Origin of the sequence: Prauserella muralis, from assembly GCF_003202285.1 — a bacterium.
Classification (GTDB): Bacteria; Actinomycetota; Actinomycetes; order Mycobacteriales; family Pseudonocardiaceae; genus Prauserella_B; species Prauserella_B muralis.
Genome location: NZ_MASW01000006.1, coordinates 703,254 through 719,928, shown reverse-complemented (window position 1 = coordinate 719,928; position 16,675 = coordinate 703,254). Strand labels below are relative to the sequence as shown.

The following is a 16,675-nucleotide window of genomic DNA, read 5'->3' as shown; positions in this document are numbered from 1 at the left end:
TGGACACTTGCCCAAATTGTCACCGGGGATGGTGGCGGGGTCAAGAACCGGCAGGCGTGACGCGCAGCAACTTGTCGTCGGAGCCCTCGGACGTGGTGATGTAGAGCGCGCCGTCCGGGCCGGTGCGCACGCCCCGCAGCCGGCCGTAGGTGTCGTTGAGCTCCGTGGGCCGCGCGATGCTCGCCACCTCGGTGCCCGCCTCGTTGAGTTCGAACAGCACCACCTTCTGGCCGCGCAGTGCCACCACGGCGAGCCTGCCGTCGAGCGCACCCCACTGCTCGCCGGACAGGAAGGCCGCGCCCGACGGCGCCTCCGTCAGCGTCTCCCCGGAAGTCCACAGTGGACGTACGGCGTCCGGGAACCGTTCCAGGTCGGTCATCGGCACGTCCTCGTCGTAGAAGTCCACGGTGCCGCCCCGCGACGGGTCCCAGCCGTAGTTGCCGCCCGGCCGGATCCGGTTCATCTCGTCGAAGCCGGTGGGTCCGTGCTCGGTGGTGAACACCTGGTCCGTTCCCGGCCGCACCGCGACGCCCTGCACGTTGCGGTGGCCGTAGGTGTAGACGCGGCGCTCGTTCGGGTCCTGGGAGGACGCGAACGGGTTGTCCGGAAGGCCCTCGCCGGTGTCGAGGTCGATGCGCAGCACCTTGCCGCCGAGGCTGCGGCGGTTCTGCGGGATCGCCGGGTCCTCGGCGATGTCTCCGGTGCCCACGAGCAGCGCGCCGTCGGGGGCGATCGTGGGGCGGCAGCCGGAGTGCCTGCCGCTTTCGTTGATCGGCAGCCCGGTGAGCAGGTCCTCCACCTTGGTGGCGCTGCGGTTGTCCTGCGCCAGGCGCCACGTCACCAGCCGCACGTCCACGGCCTGCCCGCCCTCCTGGTGGGTCTGGCAGGTGGTGAACTCGCGGGACTGCGCGAAGTCGGGGTGGATCACCAGGCCCATCAGCCCGCCCTCGCCCGTGACGTACACGTCGGAGAGGTCGGCGGTGACCTCGGTGACGGTGCCGTCCTCGATGAGCTGGAACCGCGCGGGCCGTTCGGTCACCAGGATCTCGCCGCCGGGCAGGAACCCGAGGTCCCAGCCGTGCTCGAGGCCGCCCGCGACCTCCTCCACCTGCAGCGAGGTGTTCGTGGTGTCCGACCGCGGCGAGGGTGACTCGGACTCGGGTTGTGCGGGCGGCGGGTCCTGCCCGGCGCAGGCGGTGGCGAGAACAGCGAGGGCCGCGAACCCGGCAATCCCGATCTTTCGTGCGCGCATGGGGGGAGTCTGCCGCGTCCCGGGTTGCTTCGCTGTGTGCCCCGGCGGCTGCGTACCCTGGACGAGGAGTGCCCCTGCGCAGCTTCGAGTCCCAGGCAGGGGTCTGTCCTCAGGTGAGGGGTATCCGTGAGCAACGCCTTGTTGGCCGGGCTGCTGTCCGCGGTCCTGCCTGATCCCGCGCTGCGGGGAGTCGTCGACCGCGCGGGAGCGCCGCTGCTGGACCTGGACGGCGCGCCCGCCACCAGGCCGCTCGTGATCGCCGCACTGGCGGCGGAGCAGGGCGCGGACCGGCCCGTGCTCGCCGTGACGGCCACCGGACGCGAGGCAGAGGAGCTGACGACGGCGCTCGGCAGCCTGCTCGGTGAGGACGTGGTGGCCGACTTCCCGTCGTGGGAGACGCTGCCGCACGAGCGGCTGTCGCCGAGGGCGGACACGGTCGGCAAGCGGCTCGCCGTGCTGCACCGGCTGGCGCAACCCGGCCACGGCGGGCTGCGCGTGGTGGTCGCCACCGTGCGCAGCCTCATCCAGCCGATGGCGCCAGGGCTGGGCGGGCTGGACCCCGTGGAGCTGCGAGTCGGCGAGGAGAGCGAGTTCGAGGGCGTGCTCGACCGGCTCGTCGAGCTGGCCTACGCCCGCGTCGACATGGTGGAGAAGCGCGGCGAGTTCGCCGTGCGGGGCGGCATCCTCGACGTGTTCGCGCCCACCGACGAGCACCCGCACCGGATCGAGTTCTGGGGCGACGAGGTCAGCGAGATCCGCGCGTTTGCGGTGGCCGACCAGCGCTCGCTGCCCGGCGAGATCGACGCCGTCACGGCGCCGCCGTGCAGGGAGCTGCTGCTCACCGCCGACGTGAAGGCGAGGGCGGCCAAGCTCGCGGAGGCCCACGCCTCCGACGCGCACCTGGCGGAGATGCTCACCAAGCTCGCCGACGGCATCCCCGTGGAGGGCATGGAGGCGCTCATCCCCGTGCTGTGCGAGGGCGAGCTGGAACTGCTCACCGACGCCATGCCCGAGGGCACGCACGTGCTGCTCGCCGACCCGGAGAAGATCCGCGCCCGCGCCGCCGACCTCGTGCGCACCGGGCAGGAGTTCCTCGAGGCCTCCTGGATGAGTGCCGCCGAAGGAGGCCGGGCGCCGATCGACCTCGGCGCGTCGGCCTACCGCGGTCTCGCCGAGGTGCGTTCCCACGCCAGCGACACCGGCCGCGCCTGGTGGACGCTGAGCCAGCTGACCAGCGAGGACGACGCCTACCACGTCGCCATCGACGGCGCGCCCGCCTACCGGGGGGAGCTGGAGCGGGTGAGCACCGACCTGCGCGCGCACACCGCGTCCGGCGGCGCGGCCGTCGTCGTGGTCGCGGGCGCGGGCACCGCGAAGCGTGCCGTGGAACAGCTTTCGGCCGCCGAGGTGCCGACGGCGCTGTCGGAGGGCGGGCTTGCCGACCCGCCGAAGACCGGCGTGGTGACGGTGACCTGCGGCGGCCTCGCGGACGGCTTCGTCGCGCCGCAGTCGGCGCTGGTGGTGCTCAGCGAGGCCGACATCACGGGCCGCGGTGCCACCACCGGCCGTTCGACACGCGACCTGAACACCAAGATGCCCTCCCGGCGCCGCAACGCCGTCGACCCGATCGCCCTCAAGTCCGGTGACTATGTCGTGCACGACCAGCACGGCATCGGCCGGTTCGTGGAGATGGTGCAGCGCACGATCGGCGGCGCCACCCGCGAGTACCTGGTGCTGGAGTACGCGCCGTCGAAGCGCGGCCACCCCGGCGACCGGCTGTTCGTGCCGACCGACCAGCTCGACGAGGTGTCGCGCTATGTGGGCGGCGAGCTGCCGACGCTGAACAAGCTCGGCGGCTCCGACTGGAAGAACACCAAGGCCAAGGCACGCAAGGCGGTCAAGGAGATCGCCGCCGAGCTGGTGCAGCTCTACGCGGCGAGGCAGGCCGCGCCGGGGCACGCCTTCGGTGAGGACACGCCGTGGCAGCGCGAGCTGGAGGACGCCTTCCCTTTCGTCGAGACCGCCGATCAGCTCGGCGCCATCGACGAGGTCAAGGCCGACATGCAGCGCGGCGTGCCGATGGACAGGGTCATCTGCGGCGACGTCGGCTACGGCAAGACCGAGATCGCGGTGCGGGCGGCGTTCAAGGCTGTGCAGGACGGGAAGCAGGTGGTGGTGCTGGTGCCGACCACCCTGCTCGCCCAGCAGCACCTCAACACATTCACCGAGCGGATGCGGTCGTTCCCGGTGACCATCAAGGGCCTGTCCCGGTTCACCGACCCGCAGGAGGCGGAGCAGACCATCGCCGGACTCGCCGCCGGTGAGGTCGACATCGTCATCGGCACGCACCGGCTGCTGCAGACCGGCATCCGGTACAAGGACCTTGGCCTGGTGATCGTCGACGAGGAGCAGCGTTTCGGCGTCGAGCACAAGGAGCACATCAAGGCGCTGCGCACGCACGTGGACGTGCTGACGATGTCGGCGACGCCCATCCCGCGCACGCTGGAGATGAGCATGGCCGGGATCAGGGAGATGTCGACCATCCTGACCCCGCCGGAGGACCGGCACCCGATCCTGACCTACGTCGGCGCCTACGACGACAAGCAGGTCGCCGCCGCGATCCGCAGGGAGCTGCTGCGCGATGGCCAGGTGTTCTATGTGCACAACCGCGTCTCCTCCATCGAGAAGGCGGCGCGGCGGCTGCGTGAGCTGGTGCCCGAGGCGCGCATCGTCACCGCACACGGGCAGATGAACGAGCACCGGCTGGAGCAGATCATCCAGGGCTTCTGGCAGCGCGAGTTCGACGTGCTGGTGTGCACCACGATCGTCGAGACCGGGCTGGACATCTCCAACGCCAACACGCTGATCGTCGAGCGCGGCGACCTCCTCGGCCTGGCGCAGCTGCACCAGCTCCGCGGCCGCGTGGGCCGCGGGCGCGAGCGCGGCTACGCGTACTTCCTGTACCCGCCGGAGGCGCCACTCACCGAGACCGCGCACGACCGGCTCGCCACGATCGCCCAGAACACCGAGCTGGGCGCGGGCATGGCCGTCGCGATGAAGGACCTGGAGATCCGCGGCGCGGGCAACATCCTCGGCGCCGAGCAGTCCGGGCACATCGCCGGGGTCGGCTTCGACCTGTACGTGCGCCTCGTCGGCGAGGCGGTGGACGTCTTCCGCAGGCAGGCCGGTGCGGGCGGCGGCGAGCCAGGCGAGGACGAGACGCCCACCGAGGTCAGGGTGGACCTGCCCGTCGACGCGCACATCCCGCACGACTACGTGCCCGGCGAACGGCTGCGGCTGGAGGCCTACCGCAAGATCGCGGCGGCTCCGGACAAGGCGGGCCTGGACGCGGTGCTGGACGAGCTGGTCGACCGCTACGGCCAGCCGCCCGCGCCGGTGCGGCGGCTGCTGGAGGTGGCGGCGTTCCGGCAGGTGTGCCGCGACGCCGGGGTCACGGAGGTCACCGTGCAGGGCAACACGATCCGGCTCACGCCGCTGCCGCTGGCCGACTCGCAGCTGGTGCGGCTCAAGCGGCTGTACCCGAAGGCGGTGTACAAGGCGGTGACCAGCACCGTGTCGGTGCCGAAGCCGACCGAAGGCCCGGCGGGCGGGCGGATCGGCGCGCCGCCGCTGCGCGACGAGGCGCTGCTGGAGTGGTGCACGAAGCTGATCACGTCGCTGACGAGGCAACCGGCCGCCGTCTGACGTGCCTGCCGGCACACGCTTGGACCCCACGGCATTGCGATCGGTGTCGCCCAGTATGAGAAGGTACGCGCTGTGACCCGGATCATCCGACGCCCCGCTACGTTGCTCATCGCCCTGATCGCAGGACTCGTGCTCGCCGGTTGCGGGTCGGGGCCGAGTCAGGTCAACGCCGCCGCCCTCGTCGGCGATCGCACGATCCCGCTCGGCGACGTGCAGCAGGAGGTCCAGTGGCTGCTGGACAACGCGCCCGCCGCACAGCAGGCCAAGCAGCAGGGCAAGTTCGCCGAGCGGGCCCGCGAGGTGGTCCGCAGCCGGGTCGTGCACGAACTGCTGAGCGTGGCCGCGCAGCGGGAGAAGCTCAGCGCCGACCGGAGCGAGGTCGACAAGCTGATCAGCAGCGCGGGCGGCACCGAGGGCATCGCCCGCGAGCTCGGCATCGCGCCCGAGCGCGTGCGGCAGGTCGCCACCGACGAGGTGCTGCTGCCCAAGCTCGGGCAGCGCTACGCCGACCGGCTCTCGGTGCACTACGTCGGTGCCGCGGTGGTCAAGGAGAGTCCCGGCTCGACGGCCAAGGACCAGGCACGTGAACTCGGCCGCGCCATCGCCAACGACCCGGACAACGCCGCCGCCGTGATCCGCGAGGCGGGCCACAAGGTGGTCGACGAGCGCACCTCGCTCGCCGACGCACTGAGCAACCAGCCCGAGTTCGGCATCAGCGCCGTGTTCGGCGCGCCCGAGGGCTCCGTCGTGGTGATCCAGCCCAGCCAGGAGCAGACCGGGTGGCTGGTCGCGCTGATCAAGGACCGGTCGCTGAGCCCGGCGACGCAGAGCCAGTCCAGCGCGCAGCAGCTCGACTCCCGGGCGCTCTACTGGGCCGGGTACCGGCAGCTGCAGCCGATCGCCGACGAGCTCGGCGTCAAGATCAACCCGCGCTACGGCGTGTGGGACGACACGAGCGTGGCGGTCGTGGCGAGCGAGGACGAGGTGGCCGGCTACCAGCTGCAGTCCCGTACCGTGCAGCCATGACCTGGTTTCCCGCCACGGTGGTGCTCGTCTCGCCCGCACTACCGGCGGTGCTTCCTGCCGCGGCGTGGCGTGCGCTGCGCGGCGCCGAGCAGGTCTACGCGGCGACGGACGTGCCGGAGGCCACGCGCGTGGCGCTGGACGTCAAGACCGCCCCATCGCCGGAGGAGCTGACCGGGCAGCGCGGCGTGGTGCTGGTGGCCGCCAGTCCCGCCGAGCCCGGCGCCGCCGCGCTGATCGCCGCGGGCGCCACCGTGGTCGATGCGCCGGTGCCGCCGCTCGTGCGGGCGGCCGAGGTGATGGACCGGCTGCGCTCGCCGGGCGGGTGCCCGTGGGACGCCGCCCAGACCCACGAGTCGCTGCGGCAGTACCTCGTGGAGGAGACCTACGAGCTGCTCGACGCCATCGAGGGCGGCGACCGCGCCGCGATGCGCGAGGAACTCGGTGACGTGCTGCTGCAGGTGTTGTTCCACGCGCGTGTGGCGGCCGAGCACGCCGACGAGCCGTTCGACATCGACGCTGTCGCCGACGACCTGGTCACCAAGCTCGTCGGCAGGCACCCGCACGTGTTCACCGACGCCGAGCGCGTGCACACCGCCGAGCACCAGCAGGTGCGGTGGGAGGAGCTCAAGCAGGCGGAGAAGCAACGCGAGTCCATCATGGACGGTGTCGCGATGGGTCAGCCCGCGGTGGCGCTGGCGGGCAAGCTCGGGCAGCGCACCGGGCGGTCGGGCGTGCCGTTCGACCTCCTGCCTCCTGGCAACACCGAGGGCGAGAAGCTGTTCCGCATCGCGGCGGCGGCCCGCAGGGCGGGGGTCGATCCGGAAGGGGCGCTGCGCTCGGTGGCCAAGGCGTTCGCCGAGCAGGTGCGTACCGCCGAACGGTCGGCGAGGGCGGCGGGCTTCGAACCGGCGACCCTCGACGCCGACGGCTGGCGCCGCTTCTGGCCCACGTAACCTGAACGGGTGATCACCACGCCGCGCCCGTACGTCGGCAGGCTCGTGCTCACCCTGCTCATCGTGGCCACCGGCCTGACGCTGATCTTCACGATCGGCATGAACCGGGGCGACGAGGGCTCCGCGGCCCCGATCCCGGTTCCCGACCGGAGGCCGCAGCCGCATGCCGCCGTGCCCCGTGCCGCTGTCGCGGCGCCTGTGGACCGGCCGGCCGCGTCCGACCAGGCCGAACTGGACGCCTGGTCCGAGCGGGTGGCCGCCAGCACCGGAGTGCCCGCCAGGGCGCTCGCCGCATACGGCAGGGCCGAGATGTGGATGCGCGGCGAGCGGCCCGGGTGCCACCTGTCGTGGGGGACCCTGGCCGGGATCGGCAGGGTCGAGTCGCACCACGGCACGCTCGACGGCAACGGCCTCCGCGGCGACGGCACGCCGCACCGGCCGATCATCGGCGTGCCGCTGGACGGCTCTCCCGGGGTGCGCAGGATCGCCGACACCGACGGCGGGCGGCTCGACGGCGACCGCAGGTGGGACCGCGCCGTCGGCCCCATGCAGTTCCTGCCGAGCACGTGGCAGCGCTGGGGTGGCAGGGCGGTGCGCGACGGCGCGCGGCCCGACCCGCAGAACATCGACGACGCGGCACTGGCCGCCGCCCGCTACCTGTGCTGGAACGGCCGTGACCTGCGCACGCCGGTGGGCTGGTGGGACGCCGTGCTCACCTACAACAACTCGGTGGACTACGCCCGCGATGTGTTCAGCGGAGCCGCCGCCTACGCCGACGCCACCCGCCCCCGCCGCTGACCCCGCCCAAGCTCCCCAATGCGGCATTCGCTCCACTGGATGGAGCGAATGCCGCATTCGCTCCACTGAGTGGAACAAATGTGGCATTGGGGAGCTTGCCCGGCACCGGCACCCGGGCGGCGGGTGGGTACGGAAGTCTCAGTGGTTACCGAGGGCCAGGCGGGCGGTGACCTGGCCGATGGCGTCCTGGTACTCGGGAACCGGGTTCATCGCCGAGGCCATCCGTAGTTGAGCCAGCGCCTCGACCAGACGGCCGAGGCGCTGCAGTGTCCTTCCGAGGACGAAGCGTGCGTAGTGGTCGGACGGATCCAGCTCGACCACCTTGGTCAGCGCCCGTTCAGCACGGTTGAGCTGCGCGGAGTGGAAGTACGCGCGCCCGGCGAGCAGCTGCACGCTCGGCTTGTCCGGCTCGGCCTCCAGCACCGGCTGCAGGACCTTCAGCGCGTCCAGCGGGCGCCGGCGCACCAGCACCTCTGCTTGACGGAAGGCCCGGAACCGGGCCTCGCCCGATGGCTCCGAAGGTGGCATCTCGTCAACCATGGTCCTTTCGACGGTACCGCCGAGACATCCGATTCTCGACCCCGTGATGGTTTCGAGTCGGTCATGATCCGCTTTCCGGTGCTAACGGGACGGCACCGGGTCTCGATCAAGGGGCGTTCTCGATCACCCCGATGGAGGTCCCCGGTGCGGCCCGATCCGTTCGACCATCCCGACCTGCGCGATCCCGGCTGGAGGAAGGCCGCCGAACGCCGGGCACGCCGCGAGGCGCGCAAGGTCCGCCGCGGACAGGGGCCATCTGGGGCAACCGGCCACGCAAGCGTTTCCGGCACGCCAGGACCGTGCTGGTCGTCGCGGTGATCCTCGGTGTCGCCGCAGGCGGCATCCACCTGATCGGCGAGCGCAGGGACGCCCAGCCGCCCGGCACCTACGCCGACCGGCCCGCCGCCGACCCGATCGACACGACGCGGCCGTTTCTCGACACCCCCGCCCGGTCGTGGGCGGCGGCGCCGACGGCAACGTGCTGCCCGAACCCGCGCCGGTCGCCGGGTTCACGGCCGAGGAGGTCGCGCGGGCCCAGCGCCAGGTCAAGGCCATGCTCGTGGCGTCGCGGCTGGCCCCGGCGATGCTCGAGCGCGGCGACGCCGGTGCCTTCGTGCGCCTGTTCGCGCCGAGCGGGCGAGCGCACCTGCGTACGGAGTTGCGCCGCGAGCCGTGGCCGGTGTCGCTGGCCACCCGCATCGCGCCCGGCTCCCGGTTGCTGCCCGTCGCGCCGAAGGTCCGGGGCACGATGCGGGCCGAGCCCGGCGACCGGCAGGGCGAGCTGCGCATCCGCACCAACTACGTGTTCGCCTACGCCTTCGACGTCGACGACCCCTCGCGGGCGCGGGCGCCGCTCGACCTGGTCACCATGCTGCGCGCCGACGTGTCGTTCGTGCTGGCCCGCGGCGACCGCTGGCGCAAGGCCGACCAGGGCTTCCACTTCGACGGCAGCGACTCGTTCGTCTACTCGATGGCCTGCGGGCCGCTGCGCGACGAGGGCCTGCTCGCCCCGGCCTACCTCGACCAGCGGACGGGACCGCCGTCCGACCGCCGACCGCCGACCGCCGGAGTACTTCGACCACACCCTTCCGATCCCGCACGAGGACTCCTGTGGAGCCCGCGAGGCGGGGTGAGTTCACCGCGGCACGGCGCGATGTGATGGACTTGCCGGTCATGAGCGACGAAGACCCGAGGTACCTCGGCCTCGCGCCGTACCTGTACTACACCGATGCCACCGAGGCGGTGGAGTGGCTGACGCGCGTCTTCGGCTTCGGGGAGAAGGTGCGCTACGTCGACGCTGCCGGTGAGGTGTTCCAGGCGACCGTCATCGCGGGCGACGCCGAGATCCAGCTCACCGCCGTCGGCTCCGACTACTGGGAGGCCAAGGGCGTCGACGGGCCGGTCGGCCAGCTCAACGTCGTCTACGTCGACGACGTCGATGCCCAGTACGAGCGCGTGTGCGAAGCGGTCGGCGACACCGTCGAGGTGGCGCCGCCGCAGAACCAGCCCTACGGCGCCCGGCTGTTCACGGTGCAGGACATCGGCGGCAACAGCTGGGCCTTCTGGCAGCGCGTTTCCGACACCGTCGAGCTGCCTGCCGGGTGGCAGGAGATCCGCGCCGAGGATCGCTGAGGATCAGAGCACACCACCGTGTGCCTCCGACGAACGCCCGCGGCCTACGACTACGCTGGGTGCCGTCGTCGCTGGCACAACCGGGTGAGGAGCAACGCGTGGCGGTTATCGAGCAGGTGGGCGCGAGGGAGATCCTCGACTCTCGTGGCAACCCGACCGTGGAAGTGGAGGTGGCCCTCGACGACGGCACGCTGGCGCGGGCCGCCGTTCCGTCGGGCGCGTCCACCGGCGAGCACGAGGCCGTGGAACTGCGTGACGGGGACGCGGGCCGCTACGGCGGCAAGGGCGTCGAGCGCGCGGTCGCGGCGGTGCTCGACGAGATCGGGCCGGACCTGACCGGGGTCGACGCCGTCGACCAGCGCATCGTCGACCAGAAGCTGCTGGATCTCGACGGCACGCCGGACAAGTCCCGGCTCGGCGCCAACGCGATCCTCGGCGTGTCGCTGGCCGTCGCGAAGGCGGCCGCCGACTCGGCGGAGCTGGAGCTGTTCCGCTACCTCGGCGGGCCGAACGCGCACGTGCTGCCCGTGCCGATGCTCAACATCCTCAACGGCGGGGCGCACGCCGACACCGACGTCGACATCCAGGAGTTCATGATCGCGCCGATCGGCGCGGAGTCGTTCCGCGAGGCCCTTCGCTGGGGCGCGGAGGTGTACCACTCGCTGAAGTCGGTGCTCAAGGGCCGCGGCCTGTCCACCGGTCTCGGTGACGAGGGCGGGTTCGCGCCGAGCCTGTCGAACAACCGGGAGGCGCTCGACATCATCCTCGCCGCCATCGAGAAGGCGGGCTACCAGCCGGGCCGGGACATCGCGCTCGCGCTCGACGTGGCCGCCACGGAGTTCTTCTCCGACGGCGCCTACACGTTCGAGGGCTCCAAGCGCAGCGCCGAGCAGCTCGCCGGCTACTACACCGAGCTGCTCGACAACTACCCGCTGGTGTCGATCGAGGACCCGCTGTCCGAGGACGACTGGGACGGCTGGGTGCGGCTGACCTCCGAGGTCGGCGAGCGCGTGCAGCTGGTGGGCGACGACCTGTTCGTCACCAACCCCGACCGGCTCGAGGAGGGCATCTCCCGGCGCGCGGCCAACGCGCTGCTGGTGAAGGTCAACCAGATCGGCACGCTGTCGGAGACGCTCGACGCGGTGACGCTGGCCACCTCCTACGGCTACAAGTGCATGATGAGCCACCGTTCCGGCGAGACGGAGGACACCACCATCGCCGACCTGGCCGTGGCCACCGGCGTCGGCCAGATCAAGACCGGCGCGCCTGCCCGCAGTGAGCGGGTGGCCAAGTACAACCAGCTGCTCCGGATCGAGGAGACCCTCGGCGACGCCGCGCGCTACGCGGGCGATCTCGCCTTCCCGAGATTCTCCCCGGAGGGCTGAGAACAGCCGTGGCCGAGCGGGGCAGGGCGCGCAGCAGGCGGAGCGGGGGACGGGCGCAGAGCTCGTCCCCGCGCCGCCCGCAGCGCGCGCGCCGGGAGGACCGCCGTTCGCGCCTGCGGCGGGGGCTCAGCGCAACGAGGGCGTCGAGCGCCGCGAAGGTGCTCGGCCTTTCCACCACGCGACGTGCGGCACTCGTGGCGATCGTGGTGTGCGCGCTGGCGTTCACACTCGCCGTCCCGTTGCGCACCTACCTGTCCCAGCGCGCCGACGTCGCCGAGCAGGAGGCGCGGCAGGCCCAGCTGGAGCGGCAGGTGGACCAGCTGGAGCAGCGCAAGGCCGACCTGGCCGATCCCGCGCAGGTGGAGGCCGAGGCGCGGCGCAGGCTTCGCTACGTCATGCCGGGCGAGACGCCGTACATGGTGCAGCTGCCCGAGGACAAGAAGGCCGCCGAGCAGCGGGCGCACGGCGAGCCCGCGCGGCCCGAGGGCGCCTGGTACCAAGAGCTCTGGGATAGCGTGAACAATGGTGAGTAGGACCGAGTTCGAACCCGTCACCGAGGCCGACCGCGAGCTCATCGCGGCGCAGCTCGGCAGGCCGCCGAGGGCGCTGCGGGCCGTGGCGGCGCGCTGCCCGAGCGGGCATCCTTCGGTGGTGCAGACCAGTCCCCGGCTGGAGGACGGCACGCCGTTTCCGACGCTGTACTACCTGACGTGCCCGGCGCTCGCCTCGCTCGTGGGCAGGCTGGAGGCCTCCGGCGTGATGCGGGAGATGACCGAGCGGCTCGGTCAGGACCCGGAACTGGCCGCGGCCTACCAGCGGGCGCACGAGTCGTATCTCGCCGAGCGCGACGCCATCGAGCCGCTCGGACACCAGGTGACCGCGGGCGGCATGCCGGGCAGGGTCAAGTGTCTGCACGTCCATCTCGCCCACACCCTGGCTCGCGGCACCGGTGTGAACCCGTTCGGCGACGAAACCCTCGAACTCGTGCGCCAGAACGGCTGGCCTGCCGGGGAATGCGCCGCACGGGATTAGTGCAACCGGAGCAATCCACGGAAGAATTCACCTGTGGATAGTGAAATGTCCACCGCCCGTGAGGCAGGCTGTCCGACATAGTCTCTGGACGGCAACGACACGGCACGCGGGCTGGGAGGACTTGGTAGTGGGGGTAATCCGGACGGCCGGCGGCTTCCGAAGGCTCAGCCCGCAGCAGCGGATCGTCGTCATACTGACCTGTGGCACGCTCGCGGTGGTGCCCGCCGCCGCGCTCGCCGATCGCACGAGCGGCTGGGAGACCTCGGCCGCGGCCGTCGAGAAGAACGTCGACGGCTCGCTCGGCCTGGAAGGCGGCCACCTGCCCGGATCCGGCGCGCTGTCGGTCGACGGAAGCCTGCCGAACCAGCCGAACCCGCAGGACCTGCTGGTGTACGAGCCGCCGGAGCCTGGGCCGCAGGGCATCCCGAGCACGGCGCTCAAGGCGTACCGCAACGCCGCGCGGACCGTGGGCGCCGAGTACCCGGGCTGCCACATCGACTGGGCGCTGATCGCCAGCATCGGCCGCATCGAGTCCAACCACGCACGCGGCGGGTACGTCGATGCCAAGGGCAACACCCTGGAGCCGATCCTCGGGCCGGTGCTCAACGGCGTCGGCCCGGTGGCCGCCATCGCCGACACCGACGGCGGGCGCCACGACGGCGACCGCGTGTGGGACCGCGCGGTGGGGCCCACGCAGTTCATCCCCGCCACCTGGGCCCGCTACGGCGCCGACGGCAACGGCGACGGCGTCCGCGACCCGAACAACATCTTCGACTCCACCGTCGCCACCGCTCGTTACCTGTGCTCGGGTGGCCTGGACCTCGCCAAGGAGGACCAGCTGCGCGCGGCGTTGTACCGGTACAACAACTCCGACGCCTACGTGGAGACCGTGATCCGCTGGGCGAAGGCCTACCGGGGCGGCGTGTCCGAGGTGCCCGACAGCAAGGTGCCCCTCGCGGTGCCCGACGTCGTCAAGGTGGAGGCACCGTCACTGCCCGAGCACAACGCCAGCACCGGATCGGGCGGCGGCACCGGCACGGCGCCGAGGTCGGCGTCGAAGATTCCCACCTCGCCGTCGGGGGAGCCCACCGCGCCGCAGCTGCCCGGCCAGTCGACGAAGCCCCCGGCGTCTCCGACCCAGCCCACGTCGCCGGACGAGGAACCGCCGGACGACAGCACCCCGCCGCCCGACGACGGCACCACCACGCCGCCGCCCGATGAGCAGTGCGAGGACCCGGACCAGACCCAGGACCCGGAGCAGACCGAGGCCCCGGAGCCGAGCCCGGACGCCGAGCAGGACACCGGCACCACCACCACCCCGCCGGAGACCTGCGAGACGGAGGAGGACCCGGCCGACGGCGACCAGCAGCAGGAGCCCTCCGGCACCACCCAGCCCACGACCACCACGTCGGGCACCACCGCGAGCACGGAGCCGTAGCACCCCACGGGCTAGGGTGGCGACATGCCTCGGGTAGCCGCCATCGACTGTGGAACCAACTCCATCCGCCTGCTCGTCGCCGAGCTGACGCATCGCCACGACGGCACCGTCGACCTGCGCGACCTGCACCGGGAGATGCGTGTCGTGCGGCTCGGCCAGGACGTCGACGCCACGGGAAGGCTGGCTCCCGAGGCGCTCGAGCGCACGCGGGAGGCACTCGCCGCGTACACGATCGCCGCGCGGCGCAAGGGCGTGGAGAAGGTGCGCATGGTCGCCACCTCGGCCACCCGCGACGCGAGCAACCGCGACGACTTCTTCGCCATGACCCGCGACGTTCTCGGAGTGGAGGCCGAGGTGATCACCGGCGACGAGGAGGCGAGGCTGTCGTTCACCGGCGCGGTGGGCGAGCAGGATCCCGACGACGGCCCGTTTCTCGTCGTGGACGTGGGCGGCGGCTCCACGGAGCTGGTGCTGGGCACCTGGGACGGCCGCCGCGCCGACGTCCTCGCCGCCCGTTCCGTCGACATCGGCTGCGTGCGGATCACCGAGCGCACACTGCGCTCGGACCCGCCGACCGGCCCCGAGATCGCCGCCGCGCGGACGCTGGCCGCCGATGTGCTGGCCGACGCCTTCGCCTCCGTCGACGTCTCGAAGGCCGCCACCTGGATCGGGGTGGCGGGCACCGTGACGACCCTCTCGGCGGTGGCGCAGGAGCTGCCGGAGTACGACTCCGAGCGCACGCACCTGTCCCGGCTCAGCCGCGCGGAGATCGAGCGCATCACCGGCGAGCTGCTGGGAGCCGACCACGCGACGCGGGCGGCCAATCCCGTGATCCACCCCGGCCGGGTCGACGTCATCGGTGGCGGGGCGCTGATCGTGGACGCGCTCGCGGCCGAACTGGCCTCCCGCGGCGGACCGTCCGACCTCGTCGTCAGCGAGCACGACATCCTGGACGGCATCGCTCTGTCGCTGGCCTGAACACCTCACTTTCGTAGGTATTTCCCACCGCGGACGTCGGCCGCCGGTTAGGTTTTTCTCACTCGCGCTCGAGGAAGGAAACCGAGTGAGGAAACCGAAACGTGTCGCGGCGATGCTCACCGCACCGCTGCTCGGCGGCCTGCTGACCATGGCCGCCCCGGCCGCCGCCGCACAGCCGGAGCTGTCCGGTCCGGCAACGGAGTACACCGTGCTCGCCGCCGAGGGACAGCCGGTCGCGGCGGCCGTGGAGGCGGTGCGCGACGCGGGCGGCACCGTCCGCACCGTGAACCGGGCGGTCGGGCTCATCACCGCGACCGCGCCCGCGAACGGCTTCGCGGCCCGGCTCGCCGACGACGCCGCCGTGGACGGCGCGGGCAGGGCCCGGCCGATCGGTGCGGCGCCACAGCAGCGCAGGGCCGTGTCCGACGATGCCGTGGAGCGGGAGAACCGTCATGTGCCCGGCACCTCCCGGCGGCCGGCGGCGAAGGCCGGGCCGGCCGGCGGCGATCCGCTCGACGAGCACCTGTGGGGCCTCAAGTCGGTCCGGTCCGACCTGGCGCGCACCGTGCAGCCGGGCGACCGGCGGGTCACCGTCGGCGTGATCGACACCGGGGTCGACGGCTCGCATCCGGACATCAAGCCGAACTTCGACGCGGCGCTGTCGCGCAACTTCGTGCGCGACATCCCGGCCGACCCGAACGGCAACGAGGTGGACGGGCCGTGCGAGTTCCGCGGTTGCGTCGACCCGGCCGACCACGACGGCAACGGGCACGGAACGCACGTGGCGGGCACCATCGCGGCGGCGGCGAACGGCACCGGCATCTCCGGCGTCGCCCCGAACGTCCGCCTGGTGAACCTGCGGGCGGGCCAGGACTCCGGCTACTTCTTCCTGCAGCCCTCCGTCGACGCCATCACCTACGCGGCCGACCACGGCATCGACGTCATCAACATGTCGTTCTACATCGACCCGTGGCTCTACAACTGCGTGGCGAACGAGGCCGACTCCGCCGAGCAGCAGCAGGCGCAGCGGATCACGATCGCGGCCGTCCACCGGGCCCTGTCCTACGCGCACCGCAAGGGCGTGACTCAGGTGGTGGCGCTGGGCAACCAGCACACCGACCTCGGGGCGCCGCAGCCCGACTCGGGCAGCCCCAACTACCCGGCGGGCAACGAGCACGAGCGCACGATCGACAACGACACGTGCCTTTCGCTGCCGACGGAGGGCGCGCACACGATCGCGGTGTCGGCGTTCGGGCCGTCGCAGGCCAAGGCCGACTACTCCAACTACGGCGAGGAGCAGATCTCGGTCTCCGCACCGGGCGGCTTCTACCGGGACTTCTTCGGCACGGACTGGTTCCGCACCAACGAGAACATGATCCTGTCGGCCTATCCGCGCAACATCGCCGTCGCGGAGGGCAATGTGGACGCCAAGGGCCGGATCACCCCGCAGGGCAGGGAGCTGGGCGTCCTGAGGGCCAGTGCGGCCGACGGCACGGTGGGCTACTACCAGTACCTGCAGGGCACGTCGATGGCCGCACCACACGCGAGCGGTGTCGCGGCGCTGATCGTGTCGCAGTACGGCGGGCAGCGGCTCGGGGACTTCGGCATGAGCCCGGACGCCGTGGAGCGGGTCCTGCTCGGCACAGCGGCCGAGATCGCGTGCCCGGTCCCGGCCACCGTCGACTACCTCGACGAGGGCCGCGACGAGTCGTTCACCGCGACCTGCACGGGCACCGAGGAGTTCAACGGCTTCTACGGTCACGGCGCGGTGGATGCCTACGCCGCGGTCACCGCGGGCCGCCAGTCCCGCGGCTGAGGTGTGCAGAGCGACCCGTTACCGGCGTGCGGCCGGTAACGGGTCATTCTGCGTCACAGGCTGTCACGCCGACCGAGTCCGCGGTGTCTTGGGGCCGACCCTTTCGTCAACGACAAGGAG

General features: G+C 72.1%; 14 protein-coding genes. 12 read left to right on the top strand and 2 right to left on the bottom strand.

What is annotated here, in order from left to right:
* Positions 1 to 40: 40 nt before the first annotated feature.
* Entirely contained in the window at positions 41 to 1,252 is a 1,212-nt protein-coding gene (locus BAY60_RS28955; RefSeq protein WP_112284506.1) for a PQQ-dependent sugar dehydrogenase, read from the bottom strand.
* Positions 1,253 to 1,393: 141 nt separating this feature from the next.
* Here BAY60_RS28955 and mfd point away from each other — a divergent pair, with 141 nt between their 5' ends.
* From mfd to BAY60_RS28935, 4 genes are all read left to right on the top strand, one after another.
* On the top strand, positions 1,394 to 4,957 hold the full coding sequence (mfd, locus tag BAY60_RS28950; protein ID WP_112284682.1) for a transcription-repair coupling factor: 3,564 nt from the start codon (positions 1,394 to 1,396) through the stop codon (positions 4,955 to 4,957).
* A gap of 72 nt (positions 4,958 to 5,029) precedes the next feature.
* Positions 5,030 to 5,983 (top strand): SurA N-terminal domain-containing protein, encoded by a 954-nt coding sequence (locus tag BAY60_RS28945; protein ID WP_112284505.1) that lies wholly within the window; start codon positions 5,030 to 5,032, stop codon positions 5,981 to 5,983.
* On the top strand, positions 5,980 to 6,936 hold the full coding sequence (locus BAY60_RS28940) for a nucleoside triphosphate pyrophosphohydrolase (protein WP_112284504.1): 957 nt from the start codon (positions 5,980 to 5,982) through the stop codon (positions 6,934 to 6,936). Before BAY60_RS28945 ends, BAY60_RS28940 begins: the two co-directional genes overlap by 4 nt.
* A gap of 63 nt (positions 6,937 to 6,999) precedes the next feature.
* Positions 7,000 to 7,734 carry a lysozyme family protein gene (locus tag BAY60_RS28935; protein WP_112284681.1) on the top strand — a complete coding sequence of 245 codons (735 nt, stop codon included), beginning with the start codon at positions 7,000 to 7,002 and terminating at the stop codon, positions 7,732 to 7,734.
* Positions 7,735 to 7,872: 138 nt separating this feature from the next.
* On the opposite strand, the gene BAY60_RS28930 is transcribed toward BAY60_RS28935, so the two are convergent.
* Positions 7,873 to 8,274, bottom strand: coding sequence for a tetratricopeptide repeat protein (locus tag BAY60_RS28930; RefSeq protein WP_112284503.1), 402 nt, complete (start codon positions 8,272 to 8,274; stop codon positions 7,873 to 7,875).
* A 454-nt stretch (positions 8,275 to 8,728) separates the two neighbouring features.
* On the opposite strand from BAY60_RS28930, the gene BAY60_RS28925 reads away from it, so the two are divergent.
* The 8 genes from BAY60_RS28925 to BAY60_RS28890 all read left to right on the top strand — a co-directional run bounded on the left by BAY60_RS28925 (position 8,729) and on the right by BAY60_RS28890 (position 16,555).
* Complete coding sequence (locus BAY60_RS28925) at positions 8,729 to 9,433, top strand: hypothetical protein (protein WP_245992851.1); 705 nt, start codon at positions 8,729 to 8,731, stop codon at positions 9,431 to 9,433.
* A 14-nt stretch (positions 9,434 to 9,447) separates the two neighbouring features.
* Entirely contained in the window at positions 9,448 to 9,906 is a 459-nt protein-coding gene (locus BAY60_RS28920; RefSeq protein WP_245992850.1) for a VOC family protein, read from the top strand.
* A gap of 98 nt (positions 9,907 to 10,004) precedes the next feature.
* Entirely contained in the window at positions 10,005 to 11,291 is a 1,287-nt protein-coding gene (eno, locus tag BAY60_RS28915; RefSeq protein ID WP_112284502.1) for a phosphopyruvate hydratase, read from the top strand.
* 8 nt (positions 11,292 to 11,299) lie between these two features.
* Positions 11,300 to 11,824, top strand: coding sequence for an FtsB family cell division protein (locus BAY60_RS28910; RefSeq protein WP_112284501.1), 525 nt, complete (start codon positions 11,300 to 11,302; stop codon positions 11,822 to 11,824).
* Entirely contained in the window at positions 11,817 to 12,323 is a 507-nt protein-coding gene (locus tag BAY60_RS28905) for a DUF501 domain-containing protein (protein WP_112284679.1), read from the top strand. Before BAY60_RS28910 ends, BAY60_RS28905 begins: the two co-directional genes overlap by 8 nt.
* A gap of 127 nt (positions 12,324 to 12,450) precedes the next feature.
* Positions 12,451 to 13,761, top strand: a complete 1,311-nt coding sequence (locus BAY60_RS28900) for a lytic murein transglycosylase (protein ID WP_245992849.1) — start codon at positions 12,451 to 12,453, stop codon at positions 13,759 to 13,761.
* A 24-nt stretch (positions 13,762 to 13,785) separates the two neighbouring features.
* Positions 13,786 to 14,739, top strand: coding sequence for a Ppx/GppA phosphatase family protein (locus BAY60_RS28895; protein WP_112284499.1), 954 nt, complete (start codon positions 13,786 to 13,788; stop codon positions 14,737 to 14,739).
* 112 nt (positions 14,740 to 14,851) lie between these two features.
* Positions 14,852 to 16,555, top strand: a complete 1,704-nt coding sequence (locus BAY60_RS28890) for a S8 family serine peptidase (protein ID WP_112284498.1) — start codon at positions 14,852 to 14,854, stop codon at positions 16,553 to 16,555.
* The last annotated feature ends 120 nt before the right edge of the window (positions 16,556 to 16,675 follow it).

Bases quoted from the DNA above. Each gene is read 5' to 3' on its own strand.
- BAY60_RS28955 (WP_112284506.1), bottom strand. From the start codon at position 1,252: ATGCGCGCACGAAAGATCGGGATTGCCGGGTTCGCGGCCCTCGCTGTT.
- BAY60_RS28890 (WP_112284498.1), top strand. From the start codon at position 14,852: ATGCTCACCGCACCGCTGCTCGGCGGCCTGCTGACCATGGCCGCCCCG.
- BAY60_RS28895 (WP_112284499.1), top strand. From the start codon at position 13,786: ATGCCTCGGGTAGCCGCCATCGACTGTGGAACCAACTCCATCCGCCTG.
- BAY60_RS28930 (WP_112284503.1), bottom strand. From the start codon at position 8,274: ATGGTTGACGAGATGCCACCTTCGGAGCCATCGGGCGAGGCCCGGTTC.
- BAY60_RS28920 (WP_245992850.1), top strand. From the start codon at position 9,448: ATGAGCGACGAAGACCCGAGGTACCTCGGCCTCGCGCCGTACCTGTAC.
- BAY60_RS28940 (WP_112284504.1), top strand. From the start codon at position 5,980: ATGACCTGGTTTCCCGCCACGGTGGTGCTCGTCTCGCCCGCACTACCG.